General features: G+C 38.1%; 19 protein-coding genes and 2 tRNA genes. 9 read left to right on the plus strand and 12 right to left on the minus strand.

Features of this window, described 5'->3' with window-relative positions:
* From DNK85_RS02550 to DNK85_RS02580, 7 genes are all read right to left on the minus strand, one after another.
* Positions 1 to 536, minus strand: a 536-nt coding sequence (locus DNK85_RS02550) for an MFS transporter (RefSeq protein ID WP_119328020.1), incomplete at its 3' end; no start/stop codon positions are given.
* 98 nt (positions 537 to 634) lie between these two features.
* Positions 635 to 2065, minus strand: a complete 1431-nt coding sequence (locus DNK85_RS02555) for an NAD-dependent succinate-semialdehyde dehydrogenase (protein WP_119328021.1) — start codon at positions 2063 to 2065, stop codon at positions 635 to 637.
* A 201-nt stretch (positions 2066 to 2266) separates the two neighbouring features.
* Positions 2267 to 2902, minus strand: a complete 636-nt coding sequence (locus tag DNK85_RS02560; RefSeq protein ID WP_119328022.1) for a glutathione S-transferase family protein — start codon at positions 2900 to 2902, stop codon at positions 2267 to 2269.
* Positions 2903 to 2967: 65 nt separating this feature from the next.
* Positions 2968 to 5205 (minus strand): DNA topoisomerase IV subunit A, encoded by a 2238-nt coding sequence (parC, locus tag DNK85_RS02565; protein ID WP_119328023.1) that lies wholly within the window; start codon positions 5203 to 5205, stop codon positions 2968 to 2970.
* A 59-nt stretch (positions 5206 to 5264) separates the two neighbouring features.
* Entirely contained in the window at positions 5265 to 5963 is a 699-nt protein-coding gene (gene recO, locus DNK85_RS02570) for a DNA repair protein RecO (RefSeq protein WP_162896484.1), read from the minus strand.
* A gap of 155 nt (positions 5964 to 6118) precedes the next feature.
* The gene (locus DNK85_RS02575) at positions 6119 to 6457 is read right to left on the minus strand and encodes a hypothetical protein (RefSeq protein WP_119328025.1); all 339 of its coding nucleotides are present in this window, start codon (positions 6455 to 6457) and stop codon (positions 6119 to 6121) included.
* Positions 6450 to 7631, minus strand: coding sequence for an IscS subfamily cysteine desulfurase (locus DNK85_RS02580; protein ID WP_119328026.1), 1182 nt, complete (start codon positions 7629 to 7631; stop codon positions 6450 to 6452). Before DNK85_RS02580 ends, DNK85_RS02575 begins: the two co-directional genes overlap by 8 nt.
* A 370-nt stretch (positions 7632 to 8001) precedes the next feature.
* Here DNK85_RS02580 and DNK85_RS02585 point away from each other — a divergent pair, with 370 nt between their 5' ends.
* The 3 genes from DNK85_RS02585 to DNK85_RS02595 are packed head-to-tail and all read left to right on the plus strand — an operon-like array spanning position 8002 to position 9953.
* On the plus strand, positions 8002 to 8394 hold the full coding sequence (locus tag DNK85_RS02585; RefSeq protein ID WP_119328027.1) for an HvfA family oxazolone/thioamide-modified RiPP metallophore: 393 nt from the start codon (positions 8002 to 8004) through the stop codon (positions 8392 to 8394).
* A gap of 24 nt (positions 8395 to 8418) precedes the next feature.
* Complete coding sequence (locus DNK85_RS02590) at positions 8419 to 9249, plus strand: HvfB family MNIO-type RiPP peptide maturase (RefSeq protein ID WP_119328028.1); 831 nt, start codon at positions 8419 to 8421, stop codon at positions 9247 to 9249.
* Positions 9246 to 9953, plus strand: coding sequence for an HvfC family RiPP maturation protein (locus tag DNK85_RS02595; RefSeq protein WP_119328029.1), 708 nt, complete (start codon positions 9246 to 9248; stop codon positions 9951 to 9953). The genes DNK85_RS02590 and DNK85_RS02595 overlap by 4 nt, the downstream gene beginning before the upstream one ends.
* A 4-nt stretch (positions 9954 to 9957) precedes the next feature.
* Here DNK85_RS02595 and DNK85_RS02600 read toward each other — a convergent pair whose 3' ends face one another.
* Entirely contained in the window at positions 9958 to 10395 is a 438-nt protein-coding gene (locus DNK85_RS02600) for a type IV pilin protein (protein ID WP_235842356.1), read from the minus strand.
* Between the two features lie 137 nt (positions 10396 to 10532).
* Here DNK85_RS02600 and DNK85_RS02605 point away from each other — a divergent pair.
* From DNK85_RS02605 to rpoH, 3 genes are all read left to right on the plus strand, one after another.
* Positions 10533 to 10608, plus strand: a tRNA-Ala gene (locus DNK85_RS02605).
* Between the two features lie 20 nt (positions 10609 to 10628).
* Positions 10629 to 10704: transfer RNA gene (locus DNK85_RS02610), tRNA-Glu, on the plus strand.
* A gap of 352 nt (positions 10705 to 11056) precedes the next feature.
* A complete protein-coding gene (gene rpoH, locus DNK85_RS02615) occupies positions 11057 to 11932 on the plus strand; it encodes an RNA polymerase sigma factor RpoH (RefSeq protein WP_119328031.1) in 876 nt (291 codons plus the stop codon).
* A gap of 1 nt (position 11933) precedes the next feature.
* Here the strand turns inward: rpoH and DNK85_RS02620 are convergent, their stop codons facing one another.
* From DNK85_RS02620 to DNK85_RS02635, 4 genes are all read right to left on the minus strand, one after another.
* Entirely contained in the window at positions 11934 to 13352 is a 1419-nt protein-coding gene (locus DNK85_RS02620) for a DHA2 family efflux MFS transporter permease subunit (protein WP_119328032.1), read from the minus strand.
* A 244-nt stretch (positions 13353 to 13596) separates the two neighbouring features.
* On the minus strand, positions 13597 to 14160 hold the full coding sequence (locus DNK85_RS02625; RefSeq protein ID WP_119328033.1) for a YggT family protein: 564 nt from the start codon (positions 14158 to 14160) through the stop codon (positions 13597 to 13599).
* Positions 14153 to 15028, minus strand: coding sequence for a pyrroline-5-carboxylate reductase (gene proC / locus DNK85_RS02630; protein ID WP_119328034.1), 876 nt, complete (start codon positions 15026 to 15028; stop codon positions 14153 to 14155). The genes DNK85_RS02625 and proC overlap by 8 nt, the downstream gene beginning before the upstream one ends.
* 98 nt (positions 15029 to 15126) lie before the next feature.
* Positions 15127 to 16011: a DMT family transporter gene (locus tag DNK85_RS02635; RefSeq protein ID WP_119328035.1), complete on the minus strand. Its 885-nt coding sequence runs from the start codon at positions 16009 to 16011 to the stop codon at positions 15127 to 15129.
* Positions 16012 to 16149: 138 nt separating this feature from the next.
* Here DNK85_RS02635 and DNK85_RS02640 point away from each other — a divergent pair, with 138 nt between their 5' ends.
* The 3 genes from DNK85_RS02640 (at position 16150) to lipB (ending at position 17796) form a co-directional block, all read left to right on the plus strand.
* The gene (locus DNK85_RS02640) at positions 16150 to 16746 is read left to right on the plus strand and encodes an XTP/dITP diphosphatase (RefSeq protein WP_119328036.1); all 597 of its coding nucleotides are present in this window, start codon (positions 16150 to 16152) and stop codon (positions 16744 to 16746) included.
* Between the two features lie 90 nt (positions 16747 to 16836).
* Complete coding sequence (locus DNK85_RS02645) at positions 16837 to 17172, plus strand: HP0495 family protein (protein ID WP_119328037.1); 336 nt, start codon at positions 16837 to 16839, stop codon at positions 17170 to 17172.
* Positions 17173 to 17175: 3 nt separating this feature from the next.
* Complete coding sequence (lipB, locus tag DNK85_RS02650) at positions 17176 to 17796, plus strand: lipoyl(octanoyl) transferase LipB (protein ID WP_119328038.1); 621 nt, start codon at positions 17176 to 17178, stop codon at positions 17794 to 17796.
* Positions 17797 to 17842 lie beyond the last annotated feature (46 nt).

The raw sequence follows: 17842 nt of genomic DNA on the forward strand, positions 1-17842 counted from the left end.
TTAGTGTCCTGTAGTGTGAATTTTAATAGGCAATAACTTATACTACTTGCAAGTAAAAGTGCAAAAAATGAAGATGCTACAAGCAATGCTCCAGAAATATTCTTCTTAGTCTGCTTAGAACTTTCTAGAATAAATGCAGCTGCCCCACCAATTTCTCCACCAACAGCAAAGCCTTGTAATATTCTAATAACCATTAATAATACAGGAGCATAGATTCCTGCTGTAGTATAAGTTGGAAGTAAAGCCATAAGTAGTGTAGGAATGCCCATTAGTAATAGTGAGTAAAATAATATTTTTTTCCTCCCATATTTATCACTAAAGTATCCAAAAAATAATGCACCCAAAGGACGAATTAAAAAACCTATAGCAAATGCTAAATATGTATATAGTAAAGCTATAAAATATTCTTCTTGTGGTAAAAATAGTTTAGCGATAATTGGGGCGGCAAACATTCCATACATGTAAAACTCATACCAATCTGCGATATTCCCAACTAATGCCGGTAGTATGTTCTTTCTAATTTCTTTTGAAAGCATATATTAGCTCTTTTCCCTTTCTTATTGGTTATAGCCTAAGCACTCGTCCGCTAAGGCGCTTAACTCTTGTATTGATAGCTTCATAGCCTTAACTATTTTTAAAATTTTATGTTAATGGTTTTTGTTTCACAAAATACTTCAAGCGGATTAATGTGACCACCTGATCTCCCCACTCCAGATTGTTTAAATCCACCAAATGGTCCACCGTTAAATTCAATACTATTAATAGCAACATTACCAGATTGAATGTTTTTTGAAAAAGTAAATGCCCTAGATAAATTTTCTGTATAACAATAAGCAGCAAGACCATATTCTGTATCATTAGCCATATTGAGCACTTCATTTTCACTACTAAACTTATAACAGGCGGCAACAGGGCCGAAGATTTCATGGCAAAATAAATCCATAGTATCAGAAACATTTGCTAAAACTGTGGGAGCGTAGAAAAGCGAGTCTTCTCGTAAAAGACTTCCACCACACATAAGTGCCGCACCACCTTTAATAGCATTCTTAACAAGAGACTGAACCTTTTCTAAGCCTTTTTTATTTATAAGTGGACCCATAGTAGTTTTGGGGTCTAAACCATTTCCTGTAATTTGTTCCTTCGCCTTTTTGGTTAATTTTTCTACAAATTGATCGTAAACCCTTTCATGGATAAAAAAACGATTTGCATTAACACAGACTTGTCCACAATTTTTAAATTTCAGTATTGCAGCATCATTAACAGCCTTATCTATATTAGCATCATCATAAACAATAAAAGGTGAGTTGCCTCCAAGCTCAAGGAGAAGCTTCTTAACATTGCTTGCGCTTTTTTCGTAGAGTTTTTTACCTGTAGCTGTAGAACCTGTAAAACTAAGCATACGCACACGGTAATCTGCACAAATAGCATCACCTATATGCTGGGGATTTCCAGCAGTAAGATATTGAATTACATTATCAGGAATCCCTGCTTGATATGCCATTTCAATTACTACTGCAACACTTAAAGGTGTTTCTTCGGAAGTCTTACAAAGAGCAACGTTGCCAACAGAGATTGAACCTGCAATATTACTAACACTAATTCCAACCGGAAAGTTCCAAGGAGTAATAATACCAATGATTCCAATAGGCTGCTTAGTGATCATTGTTTCGCTGTAATGATTAGATTGAATGGGTGTATAGCCATGTGTATTTTCAGCAACATTTGCATATTTTCGAATCAGTGAAATTGCCCAAGAAACTTCACCTTGTGCTTGAGATAATGGCTTACCTTGCTCTATTGTAAGCAACGTAGCAATTTCATTTTTATTTTCTTCAATAATCTCTGCCCATTTTAAAAGCAACGATGCTCTTTGAGCAAAAGTTGAAGAACTCCACGCACTGAATCCTTGTTCAAGTTTATCAATAGCATTTACTGTTTCAATCTTCCCCATTTCAGGCAAGCTTGTAATTACCTCTCCCAAAGCTGGGTTAATAATGTCAAATGTAGAATTATTTGATGCTACTCTTTCTTTCCAATTCTTAAGATATTTCTCGTAAACTTCCATTATAACTCCAATATTGTTATACAATTGTATTACGTTACCAACTATAAATGACAAAAAATGTTAGCATATTTGTATAATTCTAGCGTAGGTTTAATAGCTGTTGCTTACCCTTATAATCCACATTGAACTGTGATCTGCCATTATAATTATGCCTTGACACATATAGCCTAGGCATACCAAGAAAGCCGGCACTTTATTTTGTTAAGCAGTTGCAGTAGAGTCTAAAATTTTATACTCTACTTTTTCTAGTTGATATGCTGCTTTAAATTCTGGTAACGCTGAAACCTCATTGACCAATCTAAGTACATTCTCTCCAAATGTGATTTTTAACTCTGGGAAATACTTACCCCAACTCGCATAAACAGCAACTAAATAATCAATGACTGTCACTTGATCACCTACAATATAACGTCTACCAACAAGCCTGTTGTTAAGTATATTCCAATTATACGAAACGCTATCAGCCATCTTTTGCATTAATTCTTGCTTATTGCTATCTCCATGGTCTAGAGTTTTAGCAACTGCAAATATCCTAGAGTAAGACGGATGTAAAGTCGCGTAGTTAAACATAATGTATTGCAAAAATTTACCTTTTTCACTTATGTTACTTGGCAGCATACTGCTGTTATGTTTCTCAAGTAGATATAATACGATAGCTGCCCCCTCTGTGATGATTTGACCATTATCATCTAGTGCGGGAACTTGATTAGTTGCTACCATATCCCTGTAGTTCTTAATGTCATCACGCTGAACAACCTCAAACTCAACACCTAGTTTATTGAGAAGAACAGTGATTGCTGTTGAGCATGAGCCTGCAATGGAGTATAATTTATACATAATTTTATTTCCTAAATTTTAGTAGTTTTAATTTACAAGCCATTAGCTTAAACCTAATTTCTTCATTATGCACTAGTAACATGATCAACATTCTGAAAACCACGTGGCAAAATCTTGCCACGTGAGGCACGTTTGCCCTGATAGTCATTTAGATCGCTAAAGCTTAAACGCATATGGCGTTTACCCGAGTAGATTACCAAGCTTTGTCCATTAGTAATGGCGGCAACAAATTTAAGCTCTTCTCCTGTAGCTAATGCGCTTGGCATATTCAAAAGACGGTTACCTTTGCCTTTTGCCAAACTTGGCAGCTCACTTTTATCAACCGCAAGCAAGCGCCCTTGATTAGAAATGGCGACAATTAAACTGTGCGCATAGTCATGTGCGTTAGCAGGTGGGACCATTTTGTCACGGCCTAATGTAATCACTTGTTTGCCTGAGCGGTTCTTACTAATCAAGTCATCAACATTCGCTAAAAAAGCGTTACCGACACTTGAGGCTAATATTATTTGCTCTTCTGATTTCACAAATGTCAACCCCACAATTTGCTCATTTTGCTCAAGCTTCAAGTGTCCAGTAATTGGCTCGCCTTGGCCTCTTGCTGAAGGAAGATCAGCACTTAGCAAGCTATAGGCTTTACCAAGACTTGAGAAGAATAGACAGTGCTGATTACTCTTACCCATACTTGAGGCAAAATAACTATCACCTGTTTTATAACTTAAACCTTCAACATTGACATCATGGCCTTTAGCGACACGCACCCATCCTTGTTTTGACAAAACAACCGTAACACTTTCAACCGGTTGTAGATCTGCTTCTTTTAAGGCTTTGGCTTCAGGACGCACTACCAGGGCTGATTTTCTTTGGTCGCCATGCTTCTGCTGTACTGCTTTGAGCTCTTTTTTGATGAGATTTTTTAATTTAGTTGGATTATCCAAATACCCCATAATTCCATCACGCTCTTTTTCAAGCTCGTGTTTTTCCTTTTTGATCGCCATTTCTTCAAGCTTGGCTAAATTGCGTAAGCGCAGATTAAGTACGGCTTCAGCTTGTGTGTCAGTAAGATCAAAACGCTTTTTCAGCTCATTTTTTGGTTCGTCTTCATAACGGATAATTGCAATGACCTCATCAATATTTAAAAATGCAATCAAAAAACCATCTAAGATATGTAAGCGTTCTAAGATCTTATCCAAACGAAACTCTAAACGTTTCGTGGTCACCTGTGTTCTAAATAGAAGCCACTCCGTTAGGATCTCCATCAGTGACTTTACTTGTGGTTTGCCATTTAAACCAATCATGTTTAAGTTCACGCGATAACTTTTCTCAAGATCAGTTGTTGCAAATAAATGGCTCATCAACAGATGCGTATCCACACGGTTTGAACGAGGGACCAAAACAATTCGTACAGGATCATTGTGATCGGATTCATCGCGTATATCACTCAACCACGAGATTTTCTTGCTATGCATTTGTGCAGCAATCTGCTCAATCACTTTAGCACTAGAAACCTGATGCGGTACGCGAGTAATCACGATATTACCCTCTTCAGTATGAAAAACCGCACGCAAGCGAATGCTGCCGGTGCCGGTTTCATAGATTTTCTTACGCTCCGCAAATGAAGTTATGACTTCAGCACCTCCTGGATAATCAGGCCCTGGAATATGCGTCATTAAACCATCTAAATCGTGATCTTTACCCGTCAATAAATATAAACAGCCATCAACAACTTCCGTGAGATTATGTGATGGAATATCCGTAGACATACCCACAGCAATCCCCATACTACCGTTTAATAAGACATTAGGCACTTGTGCCGGCAGCATCTTTGGCTCTTGTAATGTGCCGTCAAAATTTGGTTGCCAATCGACTGTGCCAAGCTTTAATTCATTTAATAACACTTCAGCATATTTAGATAAACGCGACTCAGTATAGCGCATTGCGGCAAATGATTTAGGGTCATCCGGAGAACCCCAGTTACCTTGCCCATCAATTAAAGGATAGCGATATGAGAAATCCTGCGCCATTAGCACCATCGCTTCATAACATGCGCTATCACCATGCGGGTGATATTTACCAAGCACATCCCCGACAGTACGCGCCGATTTTTTGTGTTTACTTAATGCCGATAGGCCAATCTCGCTCATCGCATAAATGATCCGACGCTGCACAGGCTTTAAGCCATCTCCGATATGTGGTAATGCACGATCAAGTATCACATACATCGAGTAATTCAAATATGCCTGACGACTAAAGGCACTAATCGTCTGCTTTTCATTATCTTCAAAAGAAAGGCTTAATTGATCCATATGTTAAAAATTAAGACGTTAAACTCATCACATCATAGCAAATGATCATCTAAGCGTCATCAAGCATTTTGGTTTCGTAAAAAACTCATTAAAAGCTCACGGGTTTTAAGCACTCTCCCTTGCAGACAGGCATTTAAATTAATACGTATGAGTTTTTGTAGCACTTGAAGTGTATCATTATCCCAACTGGAAACAGGCTGTTGCAACTGTTTGATATATTTGCCACTAATACCACTTTCAACGGCTGTTTGATAAAAGGCGGATAACGGCGCCATTGTATAATAATGATTTTCAGTAATCATTTTATGTTGTTCATCATGATCCACCTGAAAACCATAACCTAAGCTTTCTAATAGCTGCAGCTCAAAATACCGTAATAATCTCGTAATATCATCGCTAACCAATTCTTGTATTACTAATGAATAACTATCAAAGAGTGCTGTATCATGATGATCATGTGGCAAAAGCCAATATAAAACCTCATTAAGATACATACGTGCTAATTGTGATAAATAACTTCCCATGCTAAAGCTCTTTTCACACTCGGCAAAACGAATATTTGCTAAGCTTTCCGCTGCAGGCATGATCTTTATATCAACACTCAACAAGCTAAATGGCTGATAAATGCCATGATTCTTTTTGTTCGTCCGCGCAACTGCATTGAGCTTACCATGCTCTCTTAACCATAATGTTAATAACAGCGATGACTCTTTGTATTTACGACTATGTAAAATTACTGCTTTTTCTAGCGTAGCCATTCTATACCCACCATAAACCATTTTACAAAGTTTCTTGCTTTGCATTTTCCGCACTTTTACCAAGTTGAATTTTGGCAGTAGTCCTAACTACTACCTGCAATCCAACTTGTCAAAACCCTCATAAACTGCTTTACAACTAAACACCACAAAATGATTTACGATGGGTGTAACTGCTCAATCAACTGCAAAATCACTAAGGCATCTTGCCGTTTGTGCGCGGGTAAATCAAATGCCTGTTGCAGCTGACCAATAGTGATATTAGCAAACTCTCTCATCTGTTGATCTTGCAGTTGTATTACCAACCATTTTGTCATTGCCAATAAATAAGGACTACCAATCGCTTTGAAATAGTAATCGACTTGATCACTGTAAATGAAAACTTGCTGCCCGGAGTCGCCAGCATGTGCGATGATTTGAACATCTGGATTATCATCATATTGGCAGTCTTGCAATGTAATCTCTTTAAGCAGAGCTAAGACCTTTTCACTAATCATGACTTTGATCACCTACCCATATTGGTGATAGTGCGCGCAATTTCGTGACCACGTCAACAATTGCCACGGTTGCAATATCAATATCTTCTTTTGTGGTATAGCGTCCAAATGAAAAACGCAAACTGGCATGTGCTTCTTGCTGTGTTAAACCAATGGCACTTAATACAAATGACGGTTCAACACTTGCTGAATTGCATGCCGAACCCATTGATACTGCTAGTTGATAAAGCATTGCCACCAGTGACTCACCATCGACACCTTTAAAGGTAATATTAACAATTCCGGCATAACTATTATCTAACGGCGTGTTAATGATTAACTTAGGTAACACATTAATTCCTTGTAAAAACTGGTTGCGCAACTTGCTCACATGCTCATTTAGTTCATTTTGCTTTAAGTACATCAACTCACAGGCGCTACCTAATCCTACAATTTGATGTGTTGCCAACGTCCCTGAGCGAAAACCTTGCTCATGCCCTCCACCGTGAATCGCTGGCGTAAGCTTTACTTTAGGCTTTCTTCTGACATATAACACGCCAACACCTTTAGGGCCATAGATCTTATGTCCTGAAATGGATAGTAGATCAATATGCATTGCTTTTACATCAATAAATACTTTGCCAACACCTTGTGCAGCATCAACATGAAATAAAATCTTACGCTCGTGACATAAAGCACCAATTTCAGTTAAAGGATATATCGTGCCTAGTTCGTTATTCACAGCCATTATAGAAACAAGAATCGTATCAGATCTTAATGCATCCTTAATTTGTTCGAACGAGATTTGACCTTTAGCATCCGGCTTAAGATAAGTTACCACATAACCTTTTGTCTCAAGATAAGCACATGTATCCATCACTGCTTTGTGCTCAATCATTGATGTCACAATATGTTTTCCACGATTTAAATAAGCATCAGCTACTCCTTTAATCGCAAGATTATCCGACTCAGTAGCACCTGAGGTAAAAATAATCTCACGCGCCTCCGCATTAATCAATTTAGCAACTTGTAATCGCGCATTATCCACAGCTTCTTTTGCCTGCCAACCATAATCATGGGTATTTGATGCCGGATTACCAAAGGCATTATCAAAGCTTAGATATTTCAGCATCTGTGCCACCACCTCATCAGCCACCGGGGTAGTTGAAGCATAATCAAGATATATTTGTTTCATAGCTAGATATCTTTATAGACTTTAGCATTATCACTGATATCTAGTTTATACTAGCCAAAGAGCAATGCCAAAAAGAAAAATTTTATTTGCAATTCACCACGTGCATTTTTTATTATTTTCGATATGCTAATACTCAATATACCTATCGTACATCATTTTGCGGTGCTTAGTGTCGCAGAAGTTTTTGATGTTTTTGGGCAATTAGATTGCAGGTAATAGCTAGGACTACTGCCAAAATCCAATTGCTCAAAAATGCGAGAAATTCAATGACATAAATGCTGCAAAATGAGTTTTGATGAGTATAAAACTTGGATGCTGTTGCAAGACGCACTAAGAAGGATTTTAAACCCACAACAAGGAGAAAAACCTTATGAAAACAACAAAATCACTAATCATTGCTTCAGCTTTGGCTTTTGGCATGTCCACACATGCCTTTGCCGATGGTAATTTCCAAAGCAGTGATATGAATAATGGCTATGCTAATGGTAAAAATATGCAGACCTCGGCAAATGCTAATGACAATAAATCGAATGATATGAAATGTGGTGCTGGTAGCTGCAGTGCTAAAGCGTCAGAGAAATCAAGCGATATGAAATGTGGTAGTGGTAGCTGTGGTAGTGATCATGCCATGGACAAATCACAAGATGGTAAATGCGGCTCAGGTTCATGTGGCACTTCATCTGATAAAAGCAGTGACATGAAATGTGGCGCTGGTAGCTGTGGCAGTGATGATGATAGCAGTGATAATACCGATAGCGACTAATCAAAGAGTAACAAGGACAAACGCATGCTAGATCACCAAGCCATAGGACTTGGACTACGTCAGGAGTTTTTTGATGAGTTATTACAAAGCCCTCAGGGTGTAGATTTTATTGAAATAGCTCCTGAAAACTGGATTGGTATAGGGGGTCGACGCGCACACTTACTTAAAAAGTATCGTGAACAATTTCCTATTGTGTTGCATGGATTAAGCTTGTCGATTGGTGGAACGGCACCTTTAAATATCGATTTTATTAAACGCATTAAAGCCTTTATGCGTGAGTACCATATTAGCATTTACAGTGAGCATTTAAGTTATTGCTCAGATCATCAAGGATACTTATATGATTTACTTCCATTGCCCTTTAGTGATGAAATGGTTAAGTATGTCACTACACGTATCAAGCAAGTACAAGATATTCTAGAATGCCCATTGGTTTTAGAAAATGCTTCCTACTATGCTGCTCCTGGACAAATATTAAGTGAGATTGATTTTATTCGAGCAATCGTTTGCGAGTCTGGCTCTAGACTACTATTAGATGTAAATAATGTTTACGTCAACAGTGTTAATCACGGTTATGACCCACAGCAATTTATCCAGCAAATACCTCGTGACAAAATTCACTATATGCACATTGCTGGACATTGGCAAAAATCACCGCAATTAATTATCGACACTCATGGTGAGGATGTTATCGATCCAGTGTGGCAGCTTCTTGCGCACTGCTACCAAACACATGGTTTTTTTCCAACCTTGCTTGAACGGGATTTTAATTTACCTCCTTTGGCGAATTTAAAAACAGAGCTTCAAACTATTGCCCAAATTCAGCAACAGGTTTATTCAAGGGAAAGCGTATGAGTTATAAGATAATGACTGATTTTACCAGTAATTTACGCCAGCAAAATGCATCAAAAAATATTCCTAATATCAGTCATGAGCAAATGGAAATTTATCAAAACCTTATTTACAATAACATCAATAATACTTTAAAACGTGCCTTTCCTGTCAGTGTCAGCATTTTATCTAAAGCACAATGGCGTAAATTAACCTTAGACTTTTTAGCCTATTACAACAGTCAAAGTCCTTATTTTTATGACCTGCCTAAGCAATTTGTTGAATATATCAATACCCTAGAGGAATTACCTTGGTCTTTTTTGCATGAGCTTATGCATTATGAATGGATTGAGTTAGATGTTGAGTTATCAATTGATCGCGAAAGACAAAACCTAAGTGATAACTATATCACTAATAATAGTACCCGCGTCCTTGTTTATCGCTATCCAGTGCACCAGATATCTAAAGATTTCACCCCTGAACAGCCACCTGTTAATCCAACCTTTCTCGTGGTTTATCGCAATAGTGCTTTTAAGGTATTGTTTATGGAAGTCAATCTTTTAAGCGCACACTTATTAGAGCTTCTAATAACAGAACCGCAAAATATCGACCAAGCGATCACTACTGCAGCACACAATTTATCGCTACCTGTCAGTGAGGACTTATTGCAAAGTGGCAGAGCACTCTGTCAATCGTATATTGAGAAAAATATACTTATTCCAGTATAAATCGTTACTCCCAACAGGCAATGGGTGTGCGTGTAATTGCACCATCATCGGCAACTAAAGTTAAATTAGGGCAATCACCACTATCCGCCGTTTGTGATCCTCTTGGTGTAGCTGTTATGGTATAACCACTACTATCGACACCAGATAAAGTAATATCATAAAAACCACGTGTTGAAAACGCCATACCACCAGAGGTTACCCATACATCATTCAAATCTGCAGTGTAGGTGCCTGAGCTTAATGCCCATGCTTCCTCATTCATCGCAATTAGATTTAGTGAACTCACCGCATCTGCTCGATGTGCTCTTAGTACATAGTTACTATACATCGGAATGGCAATAGCTGCTAAAACCGCAATTATGACAATGACAATCAATAGCTCAATCAATGAAAAACCCTGTGCTCTATGGTTGTCATTTATTTTTTTAAGATACATCTTCATACTCTTTATCCATGTCTATGCTCTCTAGTATAGAAGACTTTCAATCATCAACTGACAAAAAACTCAAATTTTAAGAATATTTAAATTTAAGCGCTTGACAGCCTTTTAAAACCTCCCTAGAATGCAGCTTCAGTTTCGGGGCTATAGCTCAGCTGGGAGAGCGCTTGCATGGCATGCAAGAGGTCAGCGGTTCGATCCCGCTTAGCTCCACCAGAACAGTGACACAAGTTTGTGTCCCCATCGTCTAGAGGCCTAGGACATCGCCCTTTCACGGCGGTAACAGGGGTTCGAATCCCCTTGGGGACGCCATCATTAAAACCGTGCTAAGCGGTTTTTTTGTTTCTAGGGTCAAATATTTTCATGCTTAAAATATCTTTAGCAATGCTCTATACCCATTATAAATTACTTTACAGTGTTTAATGTCGAAGAAGTTTTGATGCTTTTAGATAATCATATTGCAGATAATAGCTGCCCTTGACAAAGTCTTTGGGCGCTCATTTGCTAAAACAATGAAACTATTCATTGCTTCTTAACGCATTCGCTATTGGCAAAATCTGATCACCCAAGATCGCAAAAAATCCAATGACAGAAACCGTAAAATGGTTTGTGATGGGTATATATATGCTATACTTTTGAGCATTATCGACAACACGAGCAGCAAATGGGTAAAGAACTCGTTCCTAAAAAAAATACCTTACCAATACCAGCACTATCTGACACGGATGGCTTAGACAGCTACATCCGTTTTGCCAGCAGTATCCCAATGCTTTCTGAGGAAGAAGAAAAAGAATTAGCGCATCGCTTACGACAACAAAATGATATTGATGCTGCACAAAAACTCATTCTTTCACACTTACGCTTTGTGGTTAAAGTCGCACGTGGGTTTTCTGGTTACGGGTTACCGATTACCGATTTGATTCAAGAAGGTAATATCGGTTTGATGAAAGCGGTAAAGCGATTTGATCCTGATGTAGGTGTGCGCCTTGTTTCTTTTGCTGTGCATTGGGTTAAGGCTGAGATGCATGACTATATTTTGAAAAACTGGCGTATTGTTAAAATCGCGACAACCAAAGCACAACGTAAGCTTTTCTTTAATCTTAGAAGCAGCAAAGAACGTCTTGGTTGGTTTAGTGACGAAGAAATTCAAAGCGTTGCCAAAGAGTTAGGGGTTAAACCGGAAACCGTCCTTGAGATGGAAAAGCGCATGAATGCCTATGATATGGCGTTTGATGCACCTGTTGAAGAGTCCGATGATGAGTCAAGCTTTCACCCGGCTTTATATCTTGAAGATCAATCCAACAACCCAGAACAGGCAGCTGTTGAAGAGGACTATGAAGAAAAAGTCCAAGGCAAATTACAAGAAGCAATTGATAAACTTGACGCGCGTAGTAAAGATATCATTTTATCGCGCTGGTTTGCCGATGAAAAACTGACATTACATGATTTGGCGTCAAAACATGATGTTTCTGCCGAGAGAATCCGTCAAATTGAAGAACTTGCAATGGATAAACTCAAACGTGCTGTCGCACGCGTGTAAATCATTTGGCCGTCGTTAACTCTGCCATGCCATCAGCTTTTGTCAAGGTAAGGCTTATGATTAACGCGCCCAATAAAAGCAGCAGCATTGCATAGAAACTATAGTGATATACCACGGCATTTGGACTAAAGAGTGATAAGTCAAATATGTGTAACATACTGCTCAAAATAACTGCGGTTAATGCCACCCCCATGGATGCAGCAAATTGACGAATCGTCAAATCAATTGAAGTAGCATTCGCTGCTTGATCAACATTTAAATCCATGTAGGTTAACGCTCCAATTGCTGAGCCGATCAAAATAGTACTGGAACCATATAAAAACTCAACAACCACAATATAGAAAACTGACGTATGCTGCTCAATATGCGCAATACCTATAAGCCAAATCATAGCCAAAATTAAATTCACTTGTAAAACGTTTTTGAACCCAAAGTTAGAAATAATATGATTAGCAAACCCTCTAAATGTTAAATAGCCCACAGCAATCGGTAAAGTCAGAAGCCCTGAAGTCGCTGCATCAAAACCAAACCCCTCTTGATACATCAACGGTAACAATAAAGAAACTCCCGCTGTTAATGCAAATGAGACTGCATTGATTGACACCGCTGTTCTAAATGTTTTAACTTTAAAAACAATTAGATCAAGCACAGGATTGACTTTCTTTAAGCAGTGCATTACGAGCATGAGCAATAACAATATGCCAATCACAATGCTTGTATATACAATCCCTTTGCTGACAATATCATAGTGTCCAATCATCTCAACGCCAAATGTGATAACAACCAAAGCAAAACCTGCAATTAAAAAACCGACCATATCAAAGCGTCTAAAGGTCTTTGCAACGTGTTGCTGAATATAAATAAATCCACAGACCAAAGCAAGACAGCCAATCGGTAAATTAATAAAGAAAATCCAATGCCAACTCATGCTATCGCATATTACACCACCAACAAAAGGGCCCAATACATAGCCCAGCATCGCAGGTGTGAAAATAATACTTTGCACCTTAATCAGCTCTTTACGTGAGAACAGCCGCAAAATAATAATCCGTGCTACTGGATTCATAAAAGCACCACCAACACCTTGTAAGAAGCGACAAACCGTCAACATTACGACTGAGTTTGATAGTCCACAAGCAAGTGACGATAAAGTGAAAACCATCACCGCAAATAAAAATACTCTCTTTGTGCCAAAACGATCAGCACACCAACCACTAATCGGAATAAAAATCGCGAGACTAATGTAATAACTTGCTACCGAAAATTTCAATAAAATGGGGTTAATGCTAAAATCTCTGGCAATACTCGGAATCGCGGTGTTAATGATGGTAAGGTCCAAAAACTCCATAAAAATCACTACCGCAACGATAAGCGGTACTACACGACGAATCGTAGCCATCGATGAATCCAATACCTGCATTACCCACACTCCAACATAAAAACCGTCCTAAGTCTATGTGAATACTATGCCTGTATCAAATAAAATATAACCAAAATAAACCCAACAACGAGAATAAATCAGCAAAAATCAAAATTTCTACTACTGTCATAAAGATGATCTTAAAGACACTAATACCTTTTGCTAGCCGCCATAAATGATTTCAATGTTTGAGCCAAGACAACCGTAAGACGCTATTTGTGTTTTAAACAAACTAAAAAGTACGCTACATTGCAAAAATCGATGATATAAATATCTGTAAACAAATAAGCACAATTAGTACCAGCATCGGTGAGAAGTCGATACCACTTTGCGTCGGTGGAATAATTCTACGCGCTTTTCTAAGTAGTGGTTCAGTCAGTTGATGCAATGCCATCAAGGTTGGATTATATGAGCCTTGAGCAAACCAGCTGGCAATGGAACGAATAAAAATCAAGATAATATACATCCAGATCACCGTAAGAATAAACTTAACCACTGCCACAAGCCAGATAATACCCCATGGGATATAAAAATTTTTTGCAGTAAGCATTTGCACCAGAATAATTTGCAATAATAAAACGACATATACCAAGACAATGGCAGCAAAATCCAAGCCAAAAAAACCAGGAATAATACGACGTAATGGCTTTAATAAGGGGTTAGTTACGCGAATAATTAACTGGCAAAACGGATTGTAAAAATCAGCTTTTACCCATTGCAGGAAAAATCTAAGAAGAACAGCATAGGCAAATAAGCTAAAAAGAATTTCTATTAAGAAAAGTACAACATTATTGATCGCATTAATCATACTTTATCCCTTCTTTATCTTTTTGTTCATCATGTGTTAATGCATGACCAAATTGACTTGCCAGCTCTTGTGAACGCGATAGATTCTCTTTAATTGCATGAGCAATACTCTCTTTAAAGCCAGTTTCCGAAAAGGCTTTTAATGCCGCAGCAGTAACCCCTCCCTTTGAAGTGACGTTTTGACGTAAACTTGACAAGGTTTGTGTACTTTCTAATGCCATTTTGCTTGCACCAAATGCCGTTTGAGTGACCAATAAGGTCGCTTGTTTTTCACTTAACCCTAGAGAAACTGCTACATCAATCATATGCTCCATCATCAAGAAAAAATAAGCAGGTCCCGAGCCTGAAATTGCTGTGGTAACATCAATCAAGTTTTCATGATCAACCCAGGTAATCACTCCTATTTTACGCATAATTTGCTCAGCCATTTCCTTTTGCTGGCGCGAAACATATTCATTGGCAAACAACGCACTAGCACCGCAACCTATAAGACTTGGGGTATTTGGCATAGCCCGCACAATTGCATAATTACCAACCATCCAATGCGCAATTTGCGTTAAGGTAATGCCTGCTGCGATCGATATAAACAAGGGTTTATTCTGCTTATGTAATGAACTTCTGATTGTGAACATTAACTCTTTTAGAGATTGTGGTTTAACGCATAGCATCACAATATCTGCACACTTGACTGCATCTTCAATACTTCGTGTTGTCTTAACATGAAACAATTGATTAAGTAAATCCAATTTTTCCTGGTTACGATCAACCACCATGATAGATTGAGCGGCAACACCATCATTAACCAATCCAGCAATAATGCTTCTTGCCATATTACCACCACCTAAAAAGCAAATTTGCGCATTGACCATTCTTAAATCCTTTTTCCTATTTCTCTTAACTTTCTTAATATTTTCATGTGGCGTATTGTTTCAAATTGACTCTTCAAACTCAAGTTTTTGTAACCACTTCAGTGATCTTTTTGCATGACACCAATACCAAACTTACTAATCACAATCGAGCCAGTAACAGCAATAATGCCTCCTACTATTGAAAGGACACTTGGAATCTCTGAAAGAAAAATAGCCGCTAAAATTAACGTAAAGACAGGCATTAGATACAAAGCACTTGATGCCGCTGCTGCCTTAATATGTTTAAAGGCATAACCCCACAATAAATAAGCAATTGCTCCTGGGAAAATGCCCATATACACAATGGTTAAGACATGTGACAAGTCCGAGTGTATTACTGAGTGTATTGCCTCTGGTGCGTATATTATCAATATTAAAGTGCCTAGCCACATACAGTAGCATACAACTTCAATCGGATGGTAGCGTGCTAGAAACTTCTTTTGCAAACACGAGTAAATCGCACCTGAGCAGGTAGCTCCATAGATCAATAATACACCGCCAAATCCGGCGCTATTATGACTGCCTAAGAGAATGACCAACACACCACACAAACTAATTACAAACCCCAAAACACCATAACGATTAATGCGCTCTTTAAACAAAATCATCGCTAAAACAGCGACAAGAATCGGTAATTGCGCAACAATAAGATTCGCTAATCCTGCACTTACAGTTCTCTCACCTTCATTAAGCAAGATGTTATAGGAAAAAAAACCAAAAAAGCCAAGAATCGTAAATATCACTAAATCTTTAAATCGTGGCAATTTTTTATTTTTGATCAGACAAAATGGGATAAAAGCTGCAACTGATGCCACAAAGTAACGTGATAATGCCAGGCCACCTGCTGAGAATGCTTCCATCACGTAGCGAATACCAACAAAAGCAGATGCCCATAAAATAACGGTGATGACCAGTGCTATAAGTGCCTTTTTCTCGTTAGTCATACATTCCCTTTTCTTACTTTAATGCATCATACTAACTTAAGAAGCTCGGGACTGACCAGCAATTTGCTTAGTTTTTTATTTCCCATTAAAATGCATACAATTTACTAATCTAACAAAATACCAAGGCGCACTAAACACATGAAAGAAATTGTTTTTGCTTCGAGTAATAAAGGAAAAATCAAAGAAGTCAGCGATATTTTGTCACCTTTAGGTTTTAAAGTAATCCCACAAACGAAATTTAATGTCCCTGATGCAGATGAAACTGGCCTAAGCTTTGTTGAAAATGCAATTTTAAAAGCACGACATTGTGCACGGGTTACTAAGCTGCCTGCACTTGCCGATGATTCTGGTTTATGTGTTGATGCCTTAAATGGTGCGCCTGGAATTTACTCAGCGCGCTTTGCTGGAGAGCATGGTAATGATGAGGCGAATATTAATAAACTACTTGATGCTATGCAAGATATTGCAAATGATAAACGTCAAGCGCATTTTCAATGCGTTTTAGCTCTTGTAATGCATGAAGATGATCCAATGCCAGTCATCGCAGAGGGACGCATCAATGGTAGCATCACTTATGTGCGTCGTGGTCATAATGGCTTTGGTTATAATCCAATTTTTTTACTGCCTGAATATCAACAAACGATGGCTGAAATAGCTAATGATATCAAAAACAGTGTTAGCCATAGAGCACGCGCACTGGCAAAACTAAAAGAAAAACTCCATCGTCTTCTGTAGAAAAATATGGCGCTTCAAGATGATTTTCTTAACGCTTTACATTACACTTGGGCGTAATGTTTGATTGACAATCCATGAGTTCTACTAAAGATGAGTGATAAAGAAAATAAAAAAGATAAAGTGCTTCCCAAAGAAACAGTTAACTCTGAAAACAATGAGGCAAAACAACCTGAAACATTTTTTGAATTCCCTTGCAGGTTCCCGATTAAAATCATGGCAAACCCACAAAAAGAGATCGCAGAGTTTGTCCTTAATATCTTAGAAAAACATATTGAAAATCCTGAAGCGATTGAATTTACCACGCGTGAAAGTAAAACGGGTAAATACATTTCCATCACTGCAGTCTTTGAAGCGACGAGCAAGGAACAACTTGATAATATCTATCAGGCATTAAGTGGTCACCCTGAAATTCACATGGTGCTATAACAGATGCCAATTATTATTAAAAACTTAGGGTTACAAAATTATGAGTCGGTTTATCAGTCGATGATTGATTTTACGCAATCACGTACTGATAATACTCAAGATCAAATTTGGCTTGTGGAGCACTTCCCTGTTTTTACCCAAGGACGCCACGGTAAGCCTGAGCATATTATTAACCCTAAAGATATTCCTATTGTCCAAAGCGACCGTGGTGGGCAGGTGACCTATCATGGACCAGGTCAGGCGGTTATTTACTTTTTATTTGACTTAAAACGCCTTAATTTGGGCGTTAAAAACTTTGTCTGTACGATTGAGAAATCATGTATGCGCTTGCTAGAAACCTATGGTATTATAAGCCACACAATCGAGAATGCACCAGGTATTTATGTTGATCAGGCTAAAATTGCTTCATTAGGTTTGCGCGTTAAAAAAGGCTTAACCTATCACGGTCTTGCCATTAATGTAAATATGGACTTAACACCGTTTAGCTATATTAATCCCTGTGGCTACCAGGGCTTAAAAATGACACAAATTCACGCACATAACACCTTGATCAATATCGATAATGTACTTCATGATTATGCACAAATACTGACTGAAAAGTTAGATAGTTTAATTTTAAGTTAGACCCATCATCAGATTATTGTCATAATAGCCAAAGACTCATTTGAAG

This window comes from Cysteiniphilum halobium, from assembly GCF_003574425.1.
GTDB lineage: Bacteria > Pseudomonadota > Gammaproteobacteria > Francisellales > Francisellaceae > Caedibacter > Caedibacter halobius.